Below are 19,294 nucleotides of genomic sequence, written 5' to 3'. Positions count from 1 at the left end.
TTGGGTATGCAAGTCCCGTCATGCACTGTGCATGAGAAAAGCGCGGACGCCGCAGGCGTCCTTGACAACGCCTGAATGCTGATACGATTTCAACATGCAGCGACTCCAGGCCTTTAAATTCGAACTGATGCCCAACGGCGAACAGCAGCGCAACATGCGCCGTTTCGCCGGCTCGTGCCGCTTCGTCTTCAACAAGGCACTGGCGTTGCAGCGAGCGCGTTACGAGAGCGGCGGCAAGAAGCTCGGCTACGCAGGGCTGTGCAGGGACCTCACCTCATGGCGCAATGGCACGGAAACACCGTGGCTGTCCGATGCACCGGTGCATCCGCTGCAGCAGGCACTCAAGGATTTAGAGCGTGCCTACGCTAACTTCTTTGCTAGGCGTGCGGACTTCCCGCGCTTCAAAAAGAAGGGCGATGCCCACAGCTTCCGCTACCCCGATCCGAAGCAGATCAAGCTGGATCAGGCAACCAGCCGAATCTTCCTTCCCAAGCTCGGCTGGTTGCGTTATCGCAACAGCCGCGTGATGCCCGGCGCGGTTCGCAATGCAACCGTGTCGCATCGCGCGGGCAAGTGGCATGTGTCCATTCTCACGGCACGAGAGGTCGAGCAGGCCGTTCCGCACGGCCCGGCTGTGGGTATCGATGTTGGCATCGCACGTTTTGCGACGCTGAGCGATGGTACGTTCATCGCGCCGCTTGCTAGTTTTAAGCAACACGAGCGACGGCTTGCGAAGTATCAACGCCGTATGGCACGAAAGATAAAAGGCTCGGCGAACTGGAGGAAGGCGAAGGCCCGAATCCAGCGCATACACGTGCGCATCGCGAATGCGCGAATCGACTTTCTGCACAAGGCATCGAGTACGATCAGCAAAAACCACGCAATGATCGCAGTCGAAGACCTGCGGATTCGCAACATGACCAAGTCGGCTAGCGGCACGCTCGAGGTCCCTGGGCGTAATGTTCGCGCGAAGTCCGGCCTTAACAAGGCAATTCTCGATCAGGGATGGGGTGAGTTCAGGCGTCAGTTGGAATACAAGAGCACATGGCGCGGCGGGTATTGCATCGCTGTACCGGCGCAGTACACGAGCCGCACATGCCCGTGCTGTGGCCATATCTCGGCGGACAATCGTAGGACGCAGGCGCTATTCGCGTGCGTCAGTTGCGGGTACGAGGCCAACGCCGATCAAGTTGGCGCGATCAACGTTTTAGCGGCGGGACACGCCGTTCTAGCCTGTGGAGAGAGGGTGCAGTTGGGCCGCTCGAAGAAGCAGGAACCTACCGAGGCGATCTGAGATGGAGATCATCGTTTCAGACGCGGCAGGAATCCCTTCACTCTGCACCAAACGGCGGCGACCGAAGGTCGAGGGGCGGGAGGATGTCAAAGATTTGTGTCATGCGTGTCTGCTAGGATCACGCGATTCTGCCTATCGTCGAATATGAGCCTCTTCATTCGCAAGACCCGGCTGCTCGCGCATTTGCTGCGCGGTGCCTTGACCGTCGCGTTGCGTTTTCCGCGCGCAAGCGCCGATCAGCGCCACGCCATGAACCGCGCCTGGTCCCTCAAGATGCTCGAGCTGTGCGGCCTGAAGCTCGTCGTGCACAACGACGCGGCTCGGCTCGACGCGGGTGCGCTCGTCGTCAGCAACCATATCTCGTGGATCGACATCTACGTGATCAACGCCTGGCGGCCCACGCCGTTCGTCTCGAAGGCCGAGATCCGTAACTGGCCCCTCATTGGCTGGTTCGCGCAGAATCTCGACACGGTGTTCGTCGAGCGCGAGAAGCGCAGCGATGCGAAACGCATCATGCATGAGCTGGCCGAGCGGCTTACGCGCGGCGAGCTGATGTGCGTGTTTCCTGAAGGCACGACCTCGGATGGCCTCACGCTCAAGCCGTTTCACTCGAACATGTTCCAGGCGGCGGTATCGGCTGGGAGGCCCGTGCAGCCGCTGTGCATTTTGTATGAGGATGCGCAGGGGCGGCAGTCGGTGGCGCCGGCGTATATCGACGACCTTTCGCTCAAGGATTCGCTCGACGCGATGCTGAAGTCGGGGCCGCTGACCGCGCACGTTTATGTTGGCGAGGCGATCGAAGCCGGGGATGACCGGCGCAAGCTGGCGGCGCGTGCGCAGGAGGCGGTGGGGCAGGCGTTGGAGACGATGCGTGGGGAGGCGGTGGCGCATCCGCAGGGAGTGGCGCAGGCGACTTGACGCCAGAAGGCGTGCGCGTGCGCGCTCATGGGTGCGTTAGTCGTTCGTAATAGCGCGACAACTCTCACAGGGCACCTGCGTGAGAATGCGTTCGCCCGGATCGCCGACGAGATGGATTGCCGAGAGTTGCTCGCCCCAGACGCAGCCGGAGTCCAGCCCCACCAGGTTCTTGCGCAGGGTGAGGCCAAGCGCCGCCCAATGGCCGAACACTACGGTAATGTCTTCGGTCTTGCGGCCCGGCACGTCGAACCACGGCATGAAGCCGGGGGGCGCCGAGTCGAGGCCGCCGCTGGTTGAGAAGTCCATCACGCCGTTGCTATCGCAAAAACGCACGCGCGTGAGCGCGCTGCAGGTCACGCGCAGCCGCTCGATGCCCTTGAGGTCTTTGGACCAGCGGTTCGGCTGGTTGCCATAGAGGCCGGCAAGTGTTTCCCGCCAGTTGTCGCGGCGCAACGCTTTTTCGAGTTCGTGCGCGAGTTCCATCGTGAGATCGACGTCCCACTGAGGCAACACGCCTGCATGCACCATCAGCATGCCGTTCTCGTAGTGCGCGATCGGACGATGACGCACCCAGTGCAGCAGAGCTTCGGCGTCGGGCGCACTCAGGATGTCGTCGATGGTGTCGTCTTTCTTCGACCTGCGGATGCCCGCCGAAACGGACAGTAGATGCAGGTCGTGATTGCCCAGCACCGCCACGCCGCGATCGCCGAGTTCGATCACCTCGCGCAGCGTTTCGAGCGACGCGGGACCGCGATTGATCAGGTCGCCCGCGAACCAGAGCGGCGTGTCCGGGGAAGGCGCGGCTTTGGCGAGCAGTTCGCGAAATGGTGAGAGGCAACCCTGGAGGTCGCCGAAAGCGAGAGGAGGCGGAAGCGGCTCGTGCTTGGTCATCGAAACGAAAACGGGTGCGAATTAGGGCGGTGGCGGGGCGCCAGAGAAGACGGTGACGGTATCACAGGAGAACGAAGGGGGTGTGATGGACGCCAGATCGAATCGTTTGCGTAAGGATATTTTGACATAATGTGGCGCACCTCGATCTCCGGCGGTTTGGGGTCGGCCCGAAATTGTCAAGCTGTTTCGAGATGTTAGGGCTATGGCGTTCGCTCGACCGCCCCGTATAATTGCCGGTAATAAAGGAGAGTCAGAGTATGCGGTTTGGATTAGTCTCAGCGATCTCTCGCGAATAGTCCAATTTTCAGCATTATTCTGAGCGTCTGGCGACGGGGAAGCGCCGGACGAGTCTGCATATTCGCGCCAACAAAAGGAGTTCCATGATCCTCGTAACGGGAGGTGCCGGCTTTATCGGCGCCAATTTTGTGCTTGATTGGCTGCGTGAATCTGACGAAGCCGTCCTGAACGTGGACAAGCTGACCTACGCGGGCAATCTCGGAACGTTGCAATCGCTGCGAGGCAATCCGAGGCACGTGTTCGCGCGCGCGGACATTTGCGACTCCGCGGCGCTGGACGCACTCTTTGCGGAACACCGGCCGCGCGCGGTGCTGCATTTCGCGGCGGAAAGCCACGTCGATCGCTCGATTCATGGCCCGGCGGATTTTGTTCAGACTAATGTGGTCGGCACGTTCGTGCTGCTAGAAGCCGCGCGCAAGTACTGGAGTAGCTTGCCTGAGGGCGAAAAGGCCGCATTCCGTTTTTTGCACGTATCGACGGACGAAGTTTTCGGCTCGCTTTCAGTGGCCGACCCCCAATTCTGCGAAACGACGCCGTATGCGCCGAACAGTCCGTATTCGGCAACCAAGGCGGGCTCGGACCATCTCGTGCGCGCGTATCAACATACGTACGGGTTGCCGACGCTCACGACGAACTGTTCGAACAATTACGGTCCGTATCAGTTTCCCGAGAAGCTCATTCCTCTGATGATAGCCAACGCGCTTGGCGGCAAGCCGTTGCCTGTGTACGGGGACGGCCAGAATGTGCGCGACTGGCTTTATGTGGGCGATCATTGCAGCGCGATTCGCGAAGTACTTACGCGCGGTCAAGTGGGCGAGACTTACAACGTTGGCGGCTGGAACGAAAAGAAGAACCTCGAAGTCGTGCATACGCTGTGCGACCTGCTCGACGAACTGCGCCCGAAGGCGGCCGGCTCGTACCGCGACCAGATCACCTACGTGAAGGACCGCCCCGGCCACGATCGCCGCTACGCGATCGACGCGCGCAAGCTCGAGCGTGAGTTGGGCTGGAAGCCGGCTGAGACGTTCGAGACGGGTATGGCGAAGACCGTGCACTGGTATCTTGACAACCAGGCGTGGGTCGACGAGGTGGCTTCCGGCGACTACCGCAAGTGGGTTGAAACGAACTACACGCAGCGCGCGTAAAGGCACCTTCATGGCACGCAAGGGCATTATTCTCGCTGGCGGGTCGGGAACCCGTCTGTATCCCATCACCCACGTCGTATCGAAGCAGCTGCTGCCGGTCTACGACAAGCCGATGATCTACTATCCGCTGTCCACGCTGATGGTGGCGGGTATCCGCGATGTCTTGATCATCTCGACGCCGCAAGACACGCCGCGCTTCGAGGCGATGCTCGGCGACGGCAGCCAGTGGGGCATGAACATCCAGTACGCGGTTCAGCCGTCACCCGACGGTCTGGCCCAGGCCTTCATCATTGGCCGCGATTTCGTGGGCAACGATCCGTCGGCGCTGATTCTTGGCGACAACATTTTCTACGGACACGACCTCGCCAAGCAGCTCGAGCGCGCCAATGCGCAGGAAGATGGCGCAACCGTGTTCGCGTATCACGTGCACGATCCCGAGCGCTATGGCGTGGTGGAGTTCGACAAGCAGTTCCGGGCCCTCTCGATCGAAGAGAAGCCGGCAAAGCCGCGCTCCAACTACGCTGTCACGGGCTTGTACTTTTACGACAAGCAGGTCTGCGATATCGCGACGGATATCAAGCCTTCGCCGCGCGGCGAGCTCGAAATCACCGATGTCAATTCGCGCTATCTCGCGAACGGCGCTCTCAATGTCGAGATCATGGGGCGCGGTTATGCGTGGCTCGATACGGGTACGCACGATTCGCTGATCGAGGCAGCCACTTTCATTGCGACGCTGCAAAAGCGCCAGGGTCTGGTGGTCGCGTGCCCAGAGGAGATTGCGTTCCGGCAGCGCTGGATCAGCCCACAGCAGCTTGAAAAGTTGGCTGCTCCGCTGTTGAAGAACGCTTACGGGCGCTATCTGCAAAATCTACTTTCGGACCCCTTGGCATGGCCATCAATGTAACTGCGACTGCTTTGCCGGACGTCAAGATCATCGAGCCCAAAGTGTTCGGTGACGAGCGAGGCTTCTTTTACGAAAGTTTCAACGCACGTGAATTCGCGAGCGAAACGGGCGTTCGTGCCGAGTTTGTCCAGGACAACCATTCGCGCTCTGTGAAGGGCGTGCTGCGCGGCTTGCATTACCAGATTCAGCACCCGCAGGGAAAACTTGTGCGCGTGGTGAGCGGCGAAGTGTTCGACGTCGTGGTCGATATTCGCCGCAGTTCGCCGAGCTTCGGCAAGTGGGAGGGCGTGTACCTGTCTGCCGACAACAAGCGGCAACTGTGGGTGCCTCCCGGTTTCGCGCACGGGTTCTGCGTGACCTCGGAAAGCGCGGAGTTCCTCTATAAGACGACCGACTACTGGTTTCCTGAGTTCGAGCGCAGCCTGCTGTGGAACGACCCGGCGCTAGGGATCGAATGGCCGCTCGATGGGGCACCCCAGGTTGCCGCGAAGGATGCGGCAGGGCGACCGCTCGCCGAAGCAGAGGTGTTCGCATGAGGATTTTGCTGACAGGCCGCAATGGGCAGGTCGGATGGGAGCTACGCCGTGCGCTGGCGCCGCTCGGCGAGGTGGTCGCGTTTGATCGCAGCGAGGCCGATCTGGCGCAACCGGAGATGCTGGGGAAGCTGGTCGCTTCGGTGCGTCCGCACGTGATCGTCAATGCGGCGGCCTATACGGCCGTCGACAATGCGGAAACCGATACGGCGCTCGCATACCGAGTGAACGCTGAAGCGGTAGGTGTGTTGGCCGAGGCCGCGCGCGAGCAGAATGCGCTGATGATCCACTACTCGACCGATTACGTGTTTGACGGATCGTCGAGCACGCCGTACGTCGAGACCGATCCGGTGGCACCGTTGAATGTCTACGGCGCCAGCAAGCTGGCCGGCGAGCGGGCGATTGAAAATGCGGCCGGCGACTGGCTCACGCTTCGGACCACGTGGGTGTACGGCCCGCGCGGGCGCAACTTTCTGCGAACCATGCTGCGCGTGGCAGGAGAGCGGGACAGCCTGCGCGTCGTGGCCGATCAGACCGGGGCGCCGACCTCGGCACGCATGATTGCGGATCTGACGGCTCACGTGGTGTCGCGCGCGCAACGCGAGCGCAATGTCGGCGAATTCGAGTCGGGCTTGTTCCATATGACGGCCGCAGGTCAGACGACATGGCACGGATTCGCGAGCGCGATCATCGAGGGCGCGCGCGCGTCCGGGAAGATGGCGATCAAGGCAACGTCAATCGAGCCGATATCGTCGGCCGAGTATCCGACGCCGGCACGCCGTCCGCTGTGCTCCATGCTCGACAACGATAAGTTCGACCGGCGCTTCGGGCTCGGTCGCCTCGACTGGCGCGAAGGGCTTGCGCTGGCGCTGGACGAACTTTTGGAACAGTAAGCGCACTCGGTATTGAAAACAGGAACAGGTATGGAATCACCAAAACGACTGCTGCATCCGCTTGCAGTCGTGTATTCGCTCACGGAGAACTGGCATCTCATCGTGGAGTTCGTCAAACGCGAGGTTGCCGGCCGCTACAAGGGTTCGTTTCTCGGACTCTTTTGGTCGTTCATTACGCCGTTGTTGATGTTGAGCATTTACACGTTTGTATTTGGCTTCGTGTTCAAGTCGAGATGGCGGGCGGGCTCCACCGATCACATCGAATTTGCCGTTGTCATGTTCGTCGGTGTGCTTACGCACACGTTGCTGTCCGAGTGTCTGACGCGTGCCCCGATGCTCGTCGTCGGCAATCCAAACTATGTCAAGAAGGTGGTCTTTCCGCTGCAGACGCTGCCGTGGATTGCGATTGGAACAGCTTTGTTCCATATGCTGGTGGCGTCGGTGATCCTGCTCGTCGCGATCCTGCTTTGGCAAGGTCATATTCCCTGGACGGTGATTTTTGTGCCGGTGATCCTGCTGCCCTTTGTTGTCCTGACGGCAGGCCTCGTCTGGTTCCTGGCGTCTTTTGGAGTGTTCATGCGCGACCTGGGGCAAGTGATGGGCATTGTGTCGTCCTTGCTTATGTTCATGGCCCCGGTCTTTTATCCGCTCTCGTCGGTGCCGCCGCGTCTGCAAGCGATCATCATGCTGAACCCGCTCACTTTCGTCATCGATCAGATTCGCACGGTTGCCATTTGGGGCGGCCAGGTCAACTGGGCCGGTTGGCTTCTGTACTCGGTGATAGCGTACGTCGTCGCGTCGCTCGGTCTTCTCTGGTTTGAAAAGACGCGCAAGGGGTTCGCCGATGTCCTCTAATACTGCTCAGCAGACCGCAGTAGAGGTCAAGGGCCTCAGCAAGCGATACGAGATTTATTCGGACCCGCAAGATCGTCTCAAGCAGATGATCTTGCCGCGCATGTCGCGATTGTTCGGCAGACAACCGAAAGAGTATTTCCGCGAATTCTGGGCACTTCGCAAGGTCGACCTGTCGATCGAGCGCGGGGAGACGGTGGCGATCATCGGACAAAACGGTTCCGGCAAGTCGACATTTCTCCAGCTTGTGTGCGGCACGCTTTTCCCGACCGAGGGGCAGGTGACTCGCAACGGTCGTGTGGCTGCATTGCTTGAACTTGGCGCGGGTTTCAACCCTGAGTTCACCGGCGAAGAGAATGTGTATCTCAGCGGCATGCTGTATGGGCTCACTGAATCGCAGTTGAAGGAGCGCTACGACTCCATCATCGAGTTTGCCGAGATCGGCGATTTTGTGTCGCAGCCGGTAAAGACCTATTCGAGCGGTATGTACGTCCGGCTGGCATTTGCCATCGCTGCCCATGTCGACGCGGATGTCCTGGTGGTCGACGAAGCATTGTCCGTCGGCGATGTGCGTTTCACGCAGAAGTGCATGCGGTTCTTGCGCGGATTCCAGAAGACCGGAACGCTGCTGTTCGTGAGCCACGATGTCGGCGCGGTGACTGGCCTGTGCTCCCGCGCTGTCTGGCTCGATCGTGGTTCGGTACGCATGGATGGTGCTGCCAAAGAGGTGGTTGAGGCTTATCTTGCCGAGCAGCATGTGCTCGATCGCAAGGCGCAGGGCGTGGCCGTGACCGCGGCGAAGTCCGAGCGGGCTAAGGCCAAGATGAAAGCACTCGATGTGGTCGATCCGCGGCTCGATCAACTGCGGCCCGCAAACTCCATCAAGGTATTTGAATTCGATCCCGAGGCTCATGAGAGCGCATTTGGTGCGGGCGGGGCTTCGATCGTCGATGTCGCTTTGATTGACGAGGATGGCCGACAGGAGCAACTCATGCAGGGAGGGGAACTAGTCACCCTTCAGTTGAAAGTCGCCGTGCACAAGCAGATCGCTGGCTTGATCTTTGGCTTCTATGTGAAGGACCGTTTGGGGCAACGGTTGTTCGGCGACAACTCACACCTCAGTTACGAAGACGTGATCGAAGGAAGCGAGGGCGACGTCTTTATTGCCTCATTCCGCTTCCGCATGCCCATTCTGCCGGTTGGCGCGTACTCCATCGACGCCGCCGTTGCATCCGGCACACAGGACGATCACACCCAGCAGCATTGGCTCCACGACGCGCTGCAGTTCCGCACCGTCGACAGCACGATGCGTCACGGCTTAATTGGCATCCCTATGTTGAGCATTAGCGTCGAAAAAGAGAGGTCACTGGCGTGATCGAGTTCACCGGTGAACGGTATGTCCCGACCGAAGAAGGGGACATGCGCTATGAACATTTGCACCGCTATGGTTGGGCCGCGCAGACCGTTAAGGGTCTGCATGTGCTGGATATTGCCTGCGGGGAAGGGTACGGCTCGGCCATTTTGGCCAGATATGCCAAGGCTGTGACTGGCGTAGACATTTCGCATGAAGCGGTCGACCATGCGGTCGAGCTCTACGGCGATGTCCCGAATCTCTCGTTCAAGCAGGGAAGCGCAACGGGGATCCCGTTGGCTGACGCGAGCGTCGATGCGGTCGTCTCGTTCGAGACGCTTGAACATCTGACGCAGCATGATGAAATGCTTTCGGAGATTCATCGCGTACTTAAGCCGGGCGGTTTTCTCATCCTGTCGTCGCCCAACAGGAAGGTGTATTCCGACGATCGTAATTTCCACAACGAATTTCACGTGCGGGAGCTGTATTTCGAAGAGCTCGACGCGCTGGTGAAACGCTATTTCAGTGGCGTCACTTACTATGGCCAGCGCCTGGCTACGAGTTCGGTCATTCTTCCGGAAGACCGGCACGACGCTGAGTTTTCCGCGCTCACGCTCGATCGAGCTGGCGTATCGGTACGGACACCGAAACTCGACGCGATCATGTATTACCTGGCCCTCTGTACGAAGGATACTGCGCACGAACAGCCCCGGCTTGGGGCATCGGTCTTCTTCGAAGAAGGCAGCGATCTCTATGCCCGGCAAGAGGAACTCGCGGTATGGGCGAATCGCCAGACCAGCGAAATCGAGAGGCGAGACATTGAGATCCGCCGATTGCAAACTGAATTCGCTGAACGGACAGCTTGGGCACTGTCGCTCGACGACGAACTTCAGCGGCTGAGGTCGACCGAGAGTATTGCCGGTTTCGCCTTCCTTGAGAGGTCTGAAGCATTGCGCCACGAACGCGACGAATTGCAAAGTCGACTTGGCGAATCGCAGGGTGAACTGGCAAGGGTCTACGCATCCACCTCATGGAAGATCACGCGTCCACTGCGTGGCATGATGCGGCTTGCCCGAGGTGATTTTTCGCCGATACTGCAACCGCTTCGCCCCCATGCCAAACGCTGGGCGCGTGCGGCTTACAAGTCGCTGCCGCTCAGTCACGGGCAAAAGAACAAACTTGCCAATCTGGTATTTCGCATTGCCGGCCCGCTGTTCGAAGGCGTGGTGTTCTACGAAACCTGGAAGCGTCAAGGCGCGCCGCTGCTCCAGGTTTTGGGGCGCCCGCCAATCAAGCCAGAAGAGTTCGATTCGGTCCTCGCTGCCTTGAAGCTGCCGGTGGTGCAGAATCCACAGGTCTCGGTTGTCATACCGGCTTACGGTAGTTTGCCGTACACGCTTGCCTGCGTACGGTCGATCGTCGAGCACATGCCGGCGGTTTCGATCGAAGTGATCGTTGCCGAGGACGCATCCGGAGACAAGGATATTCTGCGGATGCAAGAGATCCCGGGTCTTCGCTTCCTGTCGAACCCGGAGAATCTGGGATTCATCGGTTCCTGCAATCACGCGGCGACGCACGCTCGTGGCGAATTCGTCTACTTCCTGAATAACGATACGGAAGTTACGCCCGGATGGCTCGACTCGATGGTCGCATTGTTCAACGCGCGTCCGGATTGCGGCATGGTCGGCTCCAAGCTCGTCTATCCCGATGGGCGTCTCCAGGAAGCGGGCGGGATCATGTGGAAGGACGGCTCTGCGTGGAATTTCGGGCGTCTCGACGATCCATCCAAGAGCGCCTACAACTACGTCAAGGAAATCGACTACGCCTCAGGTGCGTCGTTGTTGCTCCGAAAGGAGCTATGGGACGAACTGGGAGGTTTCGACGAGTACTATCTGCCGGCCTACTGCGAAGACTCCGACCTGGCATTCAAGGTCCGTCAGGCGGGTAAATCGGTCTATTATCAGCCGGAATCGGTCATTGTCCACTATGAAGGGATTTCGAACGGAACGGATATCGGATCTGGCATCAAGGCTTACCAGGTCGAGAACCAGAAGAAGTTTCGCGAACGTTGGCGCGAGATTCTCAACTCGCAGCACTTCGATAACGGCACACACGTGAGTGCGGCGCGTGATCGCACGCGTAACCGCAAGACCGTTTTGATCGTTGATCACTATGTGCCGCAGCCCGATCGCGATGCGGGTTCGCGCTCGCTGATGTGCTTCATTCGTGTATTCCTCGAGATGGGGCTCAACGTCAAGTTCTGGCCGCAGAATCTCTGGTACGACGAAGTCTACGTAAAGCCGTTGCAGCAAATGGGCGTCGAGGTCTTTTATGGTCCGGAGTTCATCGATGGCTTTGACGACTGGATCAGGAATACCGATCAAACTATCGACTTCGCATTTTTGAATCGGCCGTATGTCAGCGAGCCGTTCATCGAGCCGTTGCGCAAGTACGCGCCCGCTGCCAAGTTGCTTTATTACGGCCACGACCTGCACTTCGAGCGCACCTTGAAGCAGGCGGAGGTGTCGGGCGAGCAGAAATTGCTGCGCCAGGCCGAGAGCGAACGTCAGCTCGAGCTGAAAGTCTGGAACGCTGTCGATCAGGTGTATTACCCGTCGGCAACGGAAGCCGAGACCGTCAACAAGATGGCACCCGGAGTGGCAGCGCGTGCATTGCCGCCTTATTTTTTCGAGCCTCGTCCGGACAACGAGAACGCCGATACGCTGCACGAGCGCAGCCAGATTGTTTTCGTTGCCGGTTTTGGTCATCCGCCCAACGTCGACGCAGCGAAGTGGCTCGTGAACGAGATCATGCCGCGCATTAGTGCGGAACTGCCGCATATTCAGCTTTCGCTGGTTGGCTCCAATCCGACCGACGAGGTGAAGGCGCTGGCCGGGCCCAAGGTGGTGGTGACCGGCTACGTGACTGATGAGCGGCTGGCCGAACTGTATGAGCTCGCGCGCGTGGCCGTGGTGCCGTTGCGTTTTGGCGCGGGTGTCAAAAACAAGGTTGTTGAAGCATTGAACTTTGGCACGCCGCTAGTGACGACTCCCGTCGGCGTTCAGGGACTGGCAGGTCTCGAAGACATTCTGCCTGTGACCGACGATCCGGCTGCGTTTGCCTCCAGCGTGATCGAACTGGTGCGCAATGACGCGAACTGGTTCCGTGTTGCAGAGGCGGGGCGCGCTTACGTCGCCGCGAACTTCTCGAGCGCAGCAATTCGTGAGGTGTTTGCGCAAGATCTGGATTTCAACCATTGATTTATCGCTTATGACGAACTCTTACGTACCCGGAACGGTGCGCGCGCGCGCGCCGCTGCGACTTGGACTCGCTGGCGGCGGCACGGACGTTTCGCCGTATTCGGATGATTTCGGCGGCCTTGTGCTGAACGCCACCATCGACAAGTTCGCGTATGCGACGATTACGCCCCGTCAGGACGGGATCGTCGAGCTGGTGGCCGCGGACAACTCCGTGCACTGGTCGGGCGCGGCTACGGCCTCGCTTGACCTGGTCAAAGGGCTCGAGCTGCACGTAGGGGTATACAACCGTATCGTTCGCGACTACAACGCGGGTGTTCCGCTGTCCGTGCACGTGACGACGCACTCCGAAGCGCCGCCGGGATCAGGGCTGGGGTCGTCGTCGACGATGGTGGTGGCGTTGGTCCACGCCTTCGTTGAGTACCTCCAGATTCCACTCGGCGAATATGACATCGCGCAGCTTGCTCACGATATCGAACGCGTGGATCTTGCGTTTGCCGGCGGCAAGCAGGACCAGTATGCGGCCACGTTTGGCGGCTTCAATTTCATGGAGTTCTACAAGGACCGGGTGATCGTCAACCCGTTGCGTGTGAAGCATTCGGTGCGCGCGGAACTCGAGTCTTCGTTGGTACTGTTTTACACGGGCGTGTCCCGCGAGTCTGCACGCATCATTCAGCAGCAAACCGATAGCGTGAAGAGCGGCAACTCGACGTCGCTCGACGCGTTGCACCGTGTGAAGGAAGAAGCTGTAAAGATGAAAGAAGCCATCCTCAAGGGTGACTTCGACAGTTTCGCCGAGTCGATGCGTCTCTCGTGGATCTCGAAGAAGCTGATGGCTACCAGCATTAGCAACGCGAGTATTGACGCCATTTACGACGCGGCAATCGCGGCTGGCGCGCGCGCAGGCAAAGTCTCCGGCGCTGGCGGCGGCGGTTTCATGATGTTCATCGTTGACCCGACAAAGCGACCAGACGTGATTCGCGCCCTGGCCCAATTCAACGGTCAGGTATTCACCTGCAATTTCACCGAACACGGTGCGTATTCCTGGAGGACCTAATGAAAGACACGATCCGGAATGAAATTTCGAAGGCGATCGACCTCTTCACCGCAATTCACGCCGACGAAGTCCTGCTGGATAAGGTTGCCGGTTTCGCACGGAAGATCGTCGACACGTTCAAGGCGGGCAACAAGGTGCTGATCGCCGGCAATGGCGGCAGCGCGGCCGACGCACAGCACATTGCGGGCGAATTTGTCAGCCGCTTCAACTTCGACCGTCCTGGCTTGCCGGCGTTTGCCTTGACTACGGACACGTCGGCGCTGACCGCCATCGGCAACGACTACGGCTATGAGAAAGTGTTTGCGCGTCAGGTCCAGTCGGGCGGCGTCAAGGGCGACTTCTTCTGGGGCATTTCGACGTCGGGCAAGTCGCCCAACGTCCTGCTCGCCATGGAAGAGGCCCGCAAGAAGGGCATGTATGTGGCGGGCTTCACCGGCGCAAGCGGCAATGCGATGCTCGAGTTGTGCGACGTGTGCATTGAAGTGCCGTCGAGATCGACGCCGAAGATTCAGGAAGGCCATATCCTGCTGGCGCACATCATTTGTGGCCTGGTTGAATCGAGCTTGTTCACCCCGGCATGATTCCCGCAATTGTTCTTGCTGGCGGACTCGGTACACGCCTTCGTTCCGTTGTGCCTGATCTGCCTAAGCCGATGGCTACGGTGGCGGGCAAGCCGTTTCTATGGTGGGTCCTGCGCCGGCTCGAGCAGCAGGGCATTGCCGATGTCTATTTGTCGGTTGGCTATAAGCGCGACACAATTGAGGACTATTTCGGTGACACTTTCGGGGCTCTGAAGGTGCACTACGTCATCGAAGATGAGCCGCTCGGTACCGGCGGAGCCATCGCGAAGGCAATGGCCCAAATTGGTGGCGACGAAGCGTTCGTGCTCAACGGCGATACGATGACCATTGTCGATTTCGACGAACTGCGCGCCGCGGGCGCATCGGGTGAGGCTGACGTCGTCATGGCGGTCGCGCAGCTTGATGACGTCGCGCGCTACGGTGCAGTGGATTTCGAAGCCGCGGCTCCGCGCCGGGTCACAGCATTCCGCGAGAAAGGACAGACTGGCGCGGGCTCTATCAACGCCGGTGTCTATCTGATCAAGCGAGCTTCGTTCGAGCGATACGTTATGCCGGAGCGTTTTTCGTTCGAGCAGGATTTTTTGCATGCGCGCTTGAGCGAACTTCATGTGCATGCGGTGCCAGCGGTCAGCCAGCTAATCGATATTGGCGTTCCCGATGACTACGCGCTGGCGCAAACGCTTGTGCCCCGAATGGTGGCTAAATGATGCCGGAATTGAAGCGCGCGTTGTTTCTTGACCGCGACGGCGTAATCAATGTCGATATTGGTTACCTTCACCGGCCGGAAGACTGTACATTTGTGCCCGGCATTTTTGAGCTGGTACGCAAAGCGAGGCGAGCCGGTTATGGCGTGTTTGTCGTGACCAATCAAGCTGGAATTGCCCGGGGGTATTACGACGAGCGAACGTTCGATGCGTTCACCGCGTGGATGCTCGAGCGGTTCGTGGCTGAGGGCGCACCGATCACACAGGTCTATTATTGTCCCCATCATCCTACGGCGGGGCTAGGCGAATACAAGCGACATTGCGAATGCAGGAAACCGGCGCCAGGAATGTTCTTGCGCGCCGCAAGAGAGCACGGGATAGACTTGGAGCGGTCGGTTATGATCGGCGACGCCGAGACCGATATGGTAGCGGCAGAGCAAGCTGGCATTCAGGCGCGGTATCTGGTTGGGACCGGTCAAGGGCACGAACGTGGCTTTTGTTCGGTGGCGAGCCTGAACGAACTGGCGAAGATGCTCTTTTGATCGGGTAGAAAACAGGGTGGTCTGACACGGGCTTTGCCAGTTAGCCGTCCAGGAATTTCCGGATATTCCTTATGCAAACTATTGTTGCCCAGTCTATCGAAAACCTGTCATCGCGACCGGCAAAGAAGGTTGCGATCGTGCAATCGTGCTACATCCCGTGGAAGGGATACTTCGACCTGATCGGATCCGTAGACGAGTTCGTCCTCTTCGACGATATGCAGTATACAAGAAGAGACTGGCGAAACCGGAACTTGATCAAGAACCCACAAGGCACGGCCTGGCTCACTGTTCCGGTCAAGGTAAAGGGGAAGTACCACCAGACCATTCGTGAGACGGAAATTGATGGCAACCGGTGGCAATCGGACCATTGGAAGACGATTTGCCAAAACTACAAGCGCTCGCCATATTTCGAGCCAATCTCCACGCTGCTTGAACCATATTACCTGGAAAGAGAATATACGAGCCTGTCCGAGCTGAATCGCGCCCTGACGGAGGTAATTTGCCAGCAACTCGGCATCAGGACGACGCTTAAATGGTCTTGGGAGTACGAGAATTGTGAGGGCAAGTCCGAGCGGTTGGTCCATCTTTGCGAACAGGCAGGTGCGACGATTTATATCTCAGGTCCCGCCGCCCGAGACTATATCGATCCTCTACTCTTCGAGGCCGCGGGTATTGAACTTCAATTCTTTGATTATACGGGATACTCCGAATACCCCCAGTTGTGGGGTGAATTTCAGCACGGTGTTTCGGTAATTGATTTGTTATTTAATTGCGGTGACGATGCGTCGAAGTATATGAAATTTCCTTCGCGGAAGCTTCGCACAAAAATCGATTAAGGATGAGTTGCCCATGAGCAATCTTTTATCCCCTGTAGAGCGATACTACTCCGACAAACTGGCGCAATTCGGAGCGCGCCCTCAAGGCGTGGACTGGAACGGTCAAGAGGGCCAGGTCAAGCGATTCGAACAACTATGCAAATTGCTTCCGGAAGGCGGCGATTTTTCGGTTGCGGACGTCGGCTGCGGGTACGGTGCATTGCTTGATTTCCTCTCGCAGCGGTCCAAGGGCGTTAATTACATCGGTCTGGATATCTCGGCCGCAATGATCGAGGCGGCTGCCAGACTCCATGCGCAAGAGCCCAACGCGAAGTTCATAGTCGGCACGAAGCCGGAAGGCGAAGTCGAATTCGCCATTGCGAGCGGTATCTTCAATGTCAAATTGGGGGCCGACGCGGCCTCCTGGTCCGCGTACATCGTCGACACACTTGAAAGCATGGATGCCTTTACGACCAAAGGCTTCTCATTCAACTGCCTCACGGGCTATTCGGACCCGGAGAGAATGCGCAGCGATCTGCACTACGCCGATCCTTGTGAGTTGTTCGATCTATGCAAGCGGCGATTCGCTCGCAACGTCGCCTTGCTGCACGACTATGATCTGTACGAGTTTACGATTCTCGTGAGGAAATGATGGCGAAATCATCAAAACCCCTTGTAATATTCGGTGCAGGGCAAATTGCTGAGCTGGCGTGGTTCTACTTCACGCACGACTCGGATTTCACGCCCGTCGCGTTCGTCGTGGATCGGGACTTTATTCGTGAGAATGAGTTGCTGGGGCTTCCTGTCGTACCCTTCGACGAGTTGTCGCAGCGCTTTCCGCCAGATCAAGTTAGTGCGTTCGTTGCGCTTAGCTATGCGAAGGTCAACGCCGTCCGGGCAGCCAAGTTTGACGCGGTACGTGCGGCAGGCTATCAATGCGTAAGTTATGTGAGCAGCCGAGCGACGGTTTTTCCCGACCTGCAAATCGGCAGCAATTGCTTTATTCTCGAAGACAACACGATCCAGCCATTCAGCAAAATCGGCGATGACGTAACGCTTTGGAGCGGGAATCATATTGGACATCACTCGGTAGTCGAGAATCACTGCTTTATTAGCTCGCACGTCGTGGTGTCGGGCGGAGTGAGAATTGGAGCAGGTACCTTTGTTGGCGTGAACTCGACGATTCGCGACCATGTCACGATCGGCGAACGATGCATAATAGGCGCAGGCTCGCTGATCGACCGCGATGCCGAGGCGGAAGGAGTCTATACTGCTGCCGCTGCAGAGCGCTCGCGTGTCCCGAGTACGCGACTACGTGGGATTTGAGAGGAAAGGCCACGATGCGATGGAATAAACTTGGAAGGGTATTCTGTGCCAACGGAGAATACCCTTGGATGCTAACTCATGCGGCGAATCCGGTTGCCGAGTGGCGTCACGATGACGTTTTTCGAGTGTATTTTAGCGCCCGGGACGGGGATCGCCGCGCTCACATCTGCTTCGTCGATATTGACCTGCGTAAGCCGCAGGATATTCTTCACCTCTCGGAACAGCCGGTGATCGGTCCCGGCCAGTTGGGCGCCTTCGATGACAGTGGCACATCGATGGGATGTCTGGTCCACCACGAAGGTCGACGCTATCTCTATTACCTTGGCTGGAACCTGGGTGTAACAGTGCCCTGGCGTAATAGCATCGGACTCGCTGTCAGTGAGGGACCCGGCGCACCGTTTGAGCGTGTTTCGCTGGCACCTGTCCTTGACCGGAATCACGCGGATCCTTTTTCGATTTCATACCCTTGGGTCGCGGTCGAAGGTGACAGGTGGCGGATGTGGTACGGGTCAAATTTGTCCTGGGGTACGCGCCAGGAAGAGATGAACCACCTATTCAAGTACGCCGAGTCGAGTGACGGTGTCCATTGGAACCCCAAGGGGGTGGTCGCCTTGCGATTCAAGGATTCGAGCGAGTACGCCATGTCGAAGCCGACGGTCGTTCGTGACGACGACCTGTACCGGATGTGGTACTCGTATCGGGGCGCGGCTTATCGGATTGGATATGCCGAGTCATCCGACGGCGTGGCCTGGACACGACGAGACGAAGAGGCTGGTATCGAGCCTTCGGATTCAGGGTGGGATGCCGATAGCGTGTGCTATCCATGCGTTTTCGACCACGATGGTCGACGCTACATGCTCTACAACGGCAGCCGGTATGGTGATACAGGGTTTGGACTTGCTGTGCAGGAGGTCTGACGTGCGGGGAGAACTGTATAAGCATGATGAGACGGGGGGCACTCGATGATGACTGGATCTACGCAACCGGCGGGACCCGAGATTAGCGTGGTGGTCCCCTCGTATAACTGCCTCGGGTGTCTTGAGGAGCTTTGCAGCCGTCTTAAACGGGTGCTAACGGATCTCGGGCCCTCGTTCGAGATCGTGATTGTGGATGATCGGAGTCCTGACAATTCGTGGCCCCTGGTCGAAGCGCTATCGATGCGGTTTCCCGAGGTCCGTGGGGTTCGACTGAGCCGAAACTTTGGGCAGCATATTGCGATTACCGCTGGTATTGCCAGGTCGCGGGGAAACTATGTGGTTCTGATGGACTGCGATTTGCAAGATCCGCCCGAACGCATTCCTGACCTTTACGCCGCGGTTAAGCAGGGATACGACTTGGTCCTGGGGCGTAGAGTAGAGCGCAATCATTCCTGGTTCCGTACCCTCGGCGCGAAAATGTACTTTCGTCTGCTGAGCAAGCTTACGAGCGAGCCACAGGATGGGAGCTATGGAACATTTAGCATTTTGAGTCGCCGTGTCGCCGACGCATATTTGAAATTCACGGAGCGAGATAGGCATTTTTTATTTATCTTGCGGTGGCTTGGCTTTAACTGCGGGACGATCGAGTACGTTCACGAGGAGCGATACGAAGGCAGAAGTTCGTACGGACTTGGCAAGCTGATTAAGCATGCGGTCGGCGGTTTGTTTTTTCAGACCAGTGTTTTCTTGATGTGGATCGTACGTCTTGGCTTGATCTTTACGGCGCTAAGTTTCGTATTGGGTGGATTCCTCGTTTACCGCTATCTCGTGTCGGCTGTTTTGCCGGGATGGACGAGCCTCTCCGTCGCGATACTATTTTCGACGGGGCTTGTTCTGGCTAGCGTTGGAGCGGTTGGTATCTACGTTTCAAAAATATTCGAGGCTAGCAAGGGGCGTCCGCTGTATCTGGTCGACGTTGAATGCGGCTGCGAGCTGAGCTGATTTGGCATCCGGGCG

19 protein-coding genes are annotated in these 19,294 nt (G+C 58.3%); 18 read left to right on the top strand and 1 reads right to left on the bottom strand.

All coding sequences use genetic code 11. The features are described 5' to 3' along the window. Window positions 1-94 precede the first annotated feature (94 nt). Window positions 95-1,294, top strand: coding sequence for a transposase (locus M3I53_RS24170; protein WP_254318373.1), 1,200 nt, complete (start codon window positions 95-97; stop codon window positions 1,292-1,294). A 144-nt stretch (window positions 1,295-1,438) separates the two neighbouring features. Then, window positions 1,439-2,212: a 1-acyl-sn-glycerol-3-phosphate acyltransferase gene (locus M3I53_RS24165; protein WP_254318372.1), complete on the top strand. Its 774-nt coding sequence runs from the start codon at window positions 1,439-1,441 to the stop codon at window positions 2,210-2,212. A gap of 36 nt (window positions 2,213-2,248) precedes the next feature. Here M3I53_RS24165 and M3I53_RS24160 read toward each other — a convergent pair whose 3' ends face one another. Beyond that, window positions 2,249-3,103, bottom strand: coding sequence for a symmetrical bis(5'-nucleosyl)-tetraphosphatase (locus M3I53_RS24160; protein WP_254318371.1), 855 nt, complete (start codon window positions 3,101-3,103; stop codon window positions 2,249-2,251). A gap of 380 nt (window positions 3,104-3,483) precedes the next feature. Here M3I53_RS24160 and rfbB point away from each other — a divergent pair, with 380 nt between their 5' ends. The 16 genes from rfbB (at window position 3,484) to M3I53_RS24080 (ending at window position 19,279) form a co-directional block, all read left to right on the top strand. Next, a complete protein-coding gene (gene rfbB, locus M3I53_RS24155; protein WP_254318370.1) occupies window positions 3,484-4,545 on the top strand; it encodes a dTDP-glucose 4,6-dehydratase in 1,062 nt (353 codons plus the stop codon). A 10-nt stretch (window positions 4,546-4,555) separates the two neighbouring features. Beyond that, complete coding sequence (rfbA, locus tag M3I53_RS24150) at window positions 4,556-5,449, top strand: glucose-1-phosphate thymidylyltransferase RfbA (protein WP_254318369.1); 894 nt, start codon at window positions 4,556-4,558, stop codon at window positions 5,447-5,449. Continuing rightward, window positions 5,434-5,985 carry a dTDP-4-dehydrorhamnose 3,5-epimerase gene (rfbC, locus tag M3I53_RS24145; RefSeq protein WP_254318368.1) on the top strand — a complete coding sequence of 184 codons (552 nt, stop codon included), beginning with the start codon at window positions 5,434-5,436 and terminating at the stop codon, window positions 5,983-5,985. Before rfbA ends, rfbC begins: the two co-directional genes overlap by 16 nt. Next, window positions 5,982-6,875 (top strand): dTDP-4-dehydrorhamnose reductase, encoded by an 894-nt coding sequence (gene rfbD, locus M3I53_RS24140; RefSeq protein ID WP_254318367.1) that lies wholly within the window; start codon window positions 5,982-5,984, stop codon window positions 6,873-6,875. Before rfbC ends, rfbD begins: the two co-directional genes overlap by 4 nt. Window positions 6,876-6,905: 30 nt before the next feature. Beyond that, complete coding sequence (locus M3I53_RS24135) at window positions 6,906-7,730, top strand: ABC transporter permease (RefSeq protein WP_042262228.1); 825 nt, start codon at window positions 6,906-6,908, stop codon at window positions 7,728-7,730. Further along, the gene (locus M3I53_RS24130; RefSeq protein WP_254318366.1) at window positions 7,720-9,102 is read left to right on the top strand and encodes an ABC transporter ATP-binding protein; all 1,383 of its coding nucleotides are present in this window, start codon (window positions 7,720-7,722) and stop codon (window positions 9,100-9,102) included. Before M3I53_RS24135 ends, M3I53_RS24130 begins: the two co-directional genes overlap by 11 nt. Next, window positions 9,099-12,338, top strand: coding sequence for a methyltransferase domain-containing protein (locus M3I53_RS24125; protein ID WP_254318365.1), 3,240 nt, complete (start codon window positions 9,099-9,101; stop codon window positions 12,336-12,338). Before M3I53_RS24130 ends, M3I53_RS24125 begins: the two co-directional genes overlap by 4 nt. Window positions 12,339-12,348: 10 nt before the next feature. Further along, complete coding sequence (locus M3I53_RS24120) at window positions 12,349-13,392, top strand: dehydrogenase (protein ID WP_309249546.1); 1,044 nt, start codon at window positions 12,349-12,351, stop codon at window positions 13,390-13,392. Beyond that, a complete protein-coding gene (locus tag M3I53_RS24115) occupies window positions 13,392-13,973 on the top strand; it encodes a D-sedoheptulose 7-phosphate isomerase (RefSeq protein WP_254318363.1) in 582 nt (193 codons plus the stop codon). Before M3I53_RS24120 ends, M3I53_RS24115 begins: the two co-directional genes overlap by 1 nt. Next, window positions 13,970-14,680, top strand: coding sequence for a nucleotidyltransferase family protein (locus M3I53_RS24110; RefSeq protein ID WP_254318362.1), 711 nt, complete (start codon window positions 13,970-13,972; stop codon window positions 14,678-14,680). Before M3I53_RS24115 ends, M3I53_RS24110 begins: the two co-directional genes overlap by 4 nt. Then, window positions 14,677-15,219 carry a D-glycero-beta-D-manno-heptose 1,7-bisphosphate 7-phosphatase gene (gene gmhB, locus M3I53_RS24105; RefSeq protein ID WP_254318361.1) on the top strand — a complete coding sequence of 181 codons (543 nt, stop codon included), beginning with the start codon at window positions 14,677-14,679 and terminating at the stop codon, window positions 15,217-15,219. The genes M3I53_RS24110 and gmhB overlap by 4 nt, the downstream gene beginning before the upstream one ends. Before the next feature lie 71 nt (window positions 15,220-15,290). After that, entirely contained in the window at window positions 15,291-16,055 is a 765-nt protein-coding gene (locus tag M3I53_RS24100) for a WbqC family protein (protein WP_254318360.1), read from the top strand. Between the two features lie 13 nt (window positions 16,056-16,068). Then, on the top strand, window positions 16,069-16,686 hold the full coding sequence (locus tag M3I53_RS24095) for a trans-aconitate 2-methyltransferase (RefSeq protein WP_254318359.1): 618 nt from the start codon (window positions 16,069-16,071) through the stop codon (window positions 16,684-16,686). After that, window positions 16,683-17,360: an acetyltransferase gene (locus M3I53_RS24090; RefSeq protein ID WP_254318358.1), complete on the top strand. Its 678-nt coding sequence runs from the start codon at window positions 16,683-16,685 to the stop codon at window positions 17,358-17,360. The genes M3I53_RS24095 and M3I53_RS24090 overlap by 4 nt, the downstream gene beginning before the upstream one ends. 68 nt (window positions 17,361-17,428) lie before the next feature. Next, entirely contained in the window at window positions 17,429-18,277 is an 849-nt protein-coding gene (locus M3I53_RS24085; RefSeq protein ID WP_254318357.1) for a hypothetical protein, read from the top strand. A gap of 45 nt (window positions 18,278-18,322) precedes the next feature. Further along, window positions 18,323-19,279, top strand: a complete 957-nt coding sequence (locus M3I53_RS24080; protein WP_309249545.1) for a glycosyltransferase family 2 protein — start codon at window positions 18,323-18,325, stop codon at window positions 19,277-19,279. The last annotated feature ends 15 nt before the right edge of the window (window positions 19,280-19,294 follow it).

The organism is Paraburkholderia sp. CNPSo 3272 (assembly GCF_024206495.1).
In the GTDB taxonomy this organism is placed as follows: Bacteria; Pseudomonadota; Gammaproteobacteria; order Burkholderiales; family Burkholderiaceae; genus Paraburkholderia.
The sequence above is the reverse complement of the archived record's forward strand: the minus strand, read 5'-3'. Positions and strand labels throughout refer to the sequence as shown.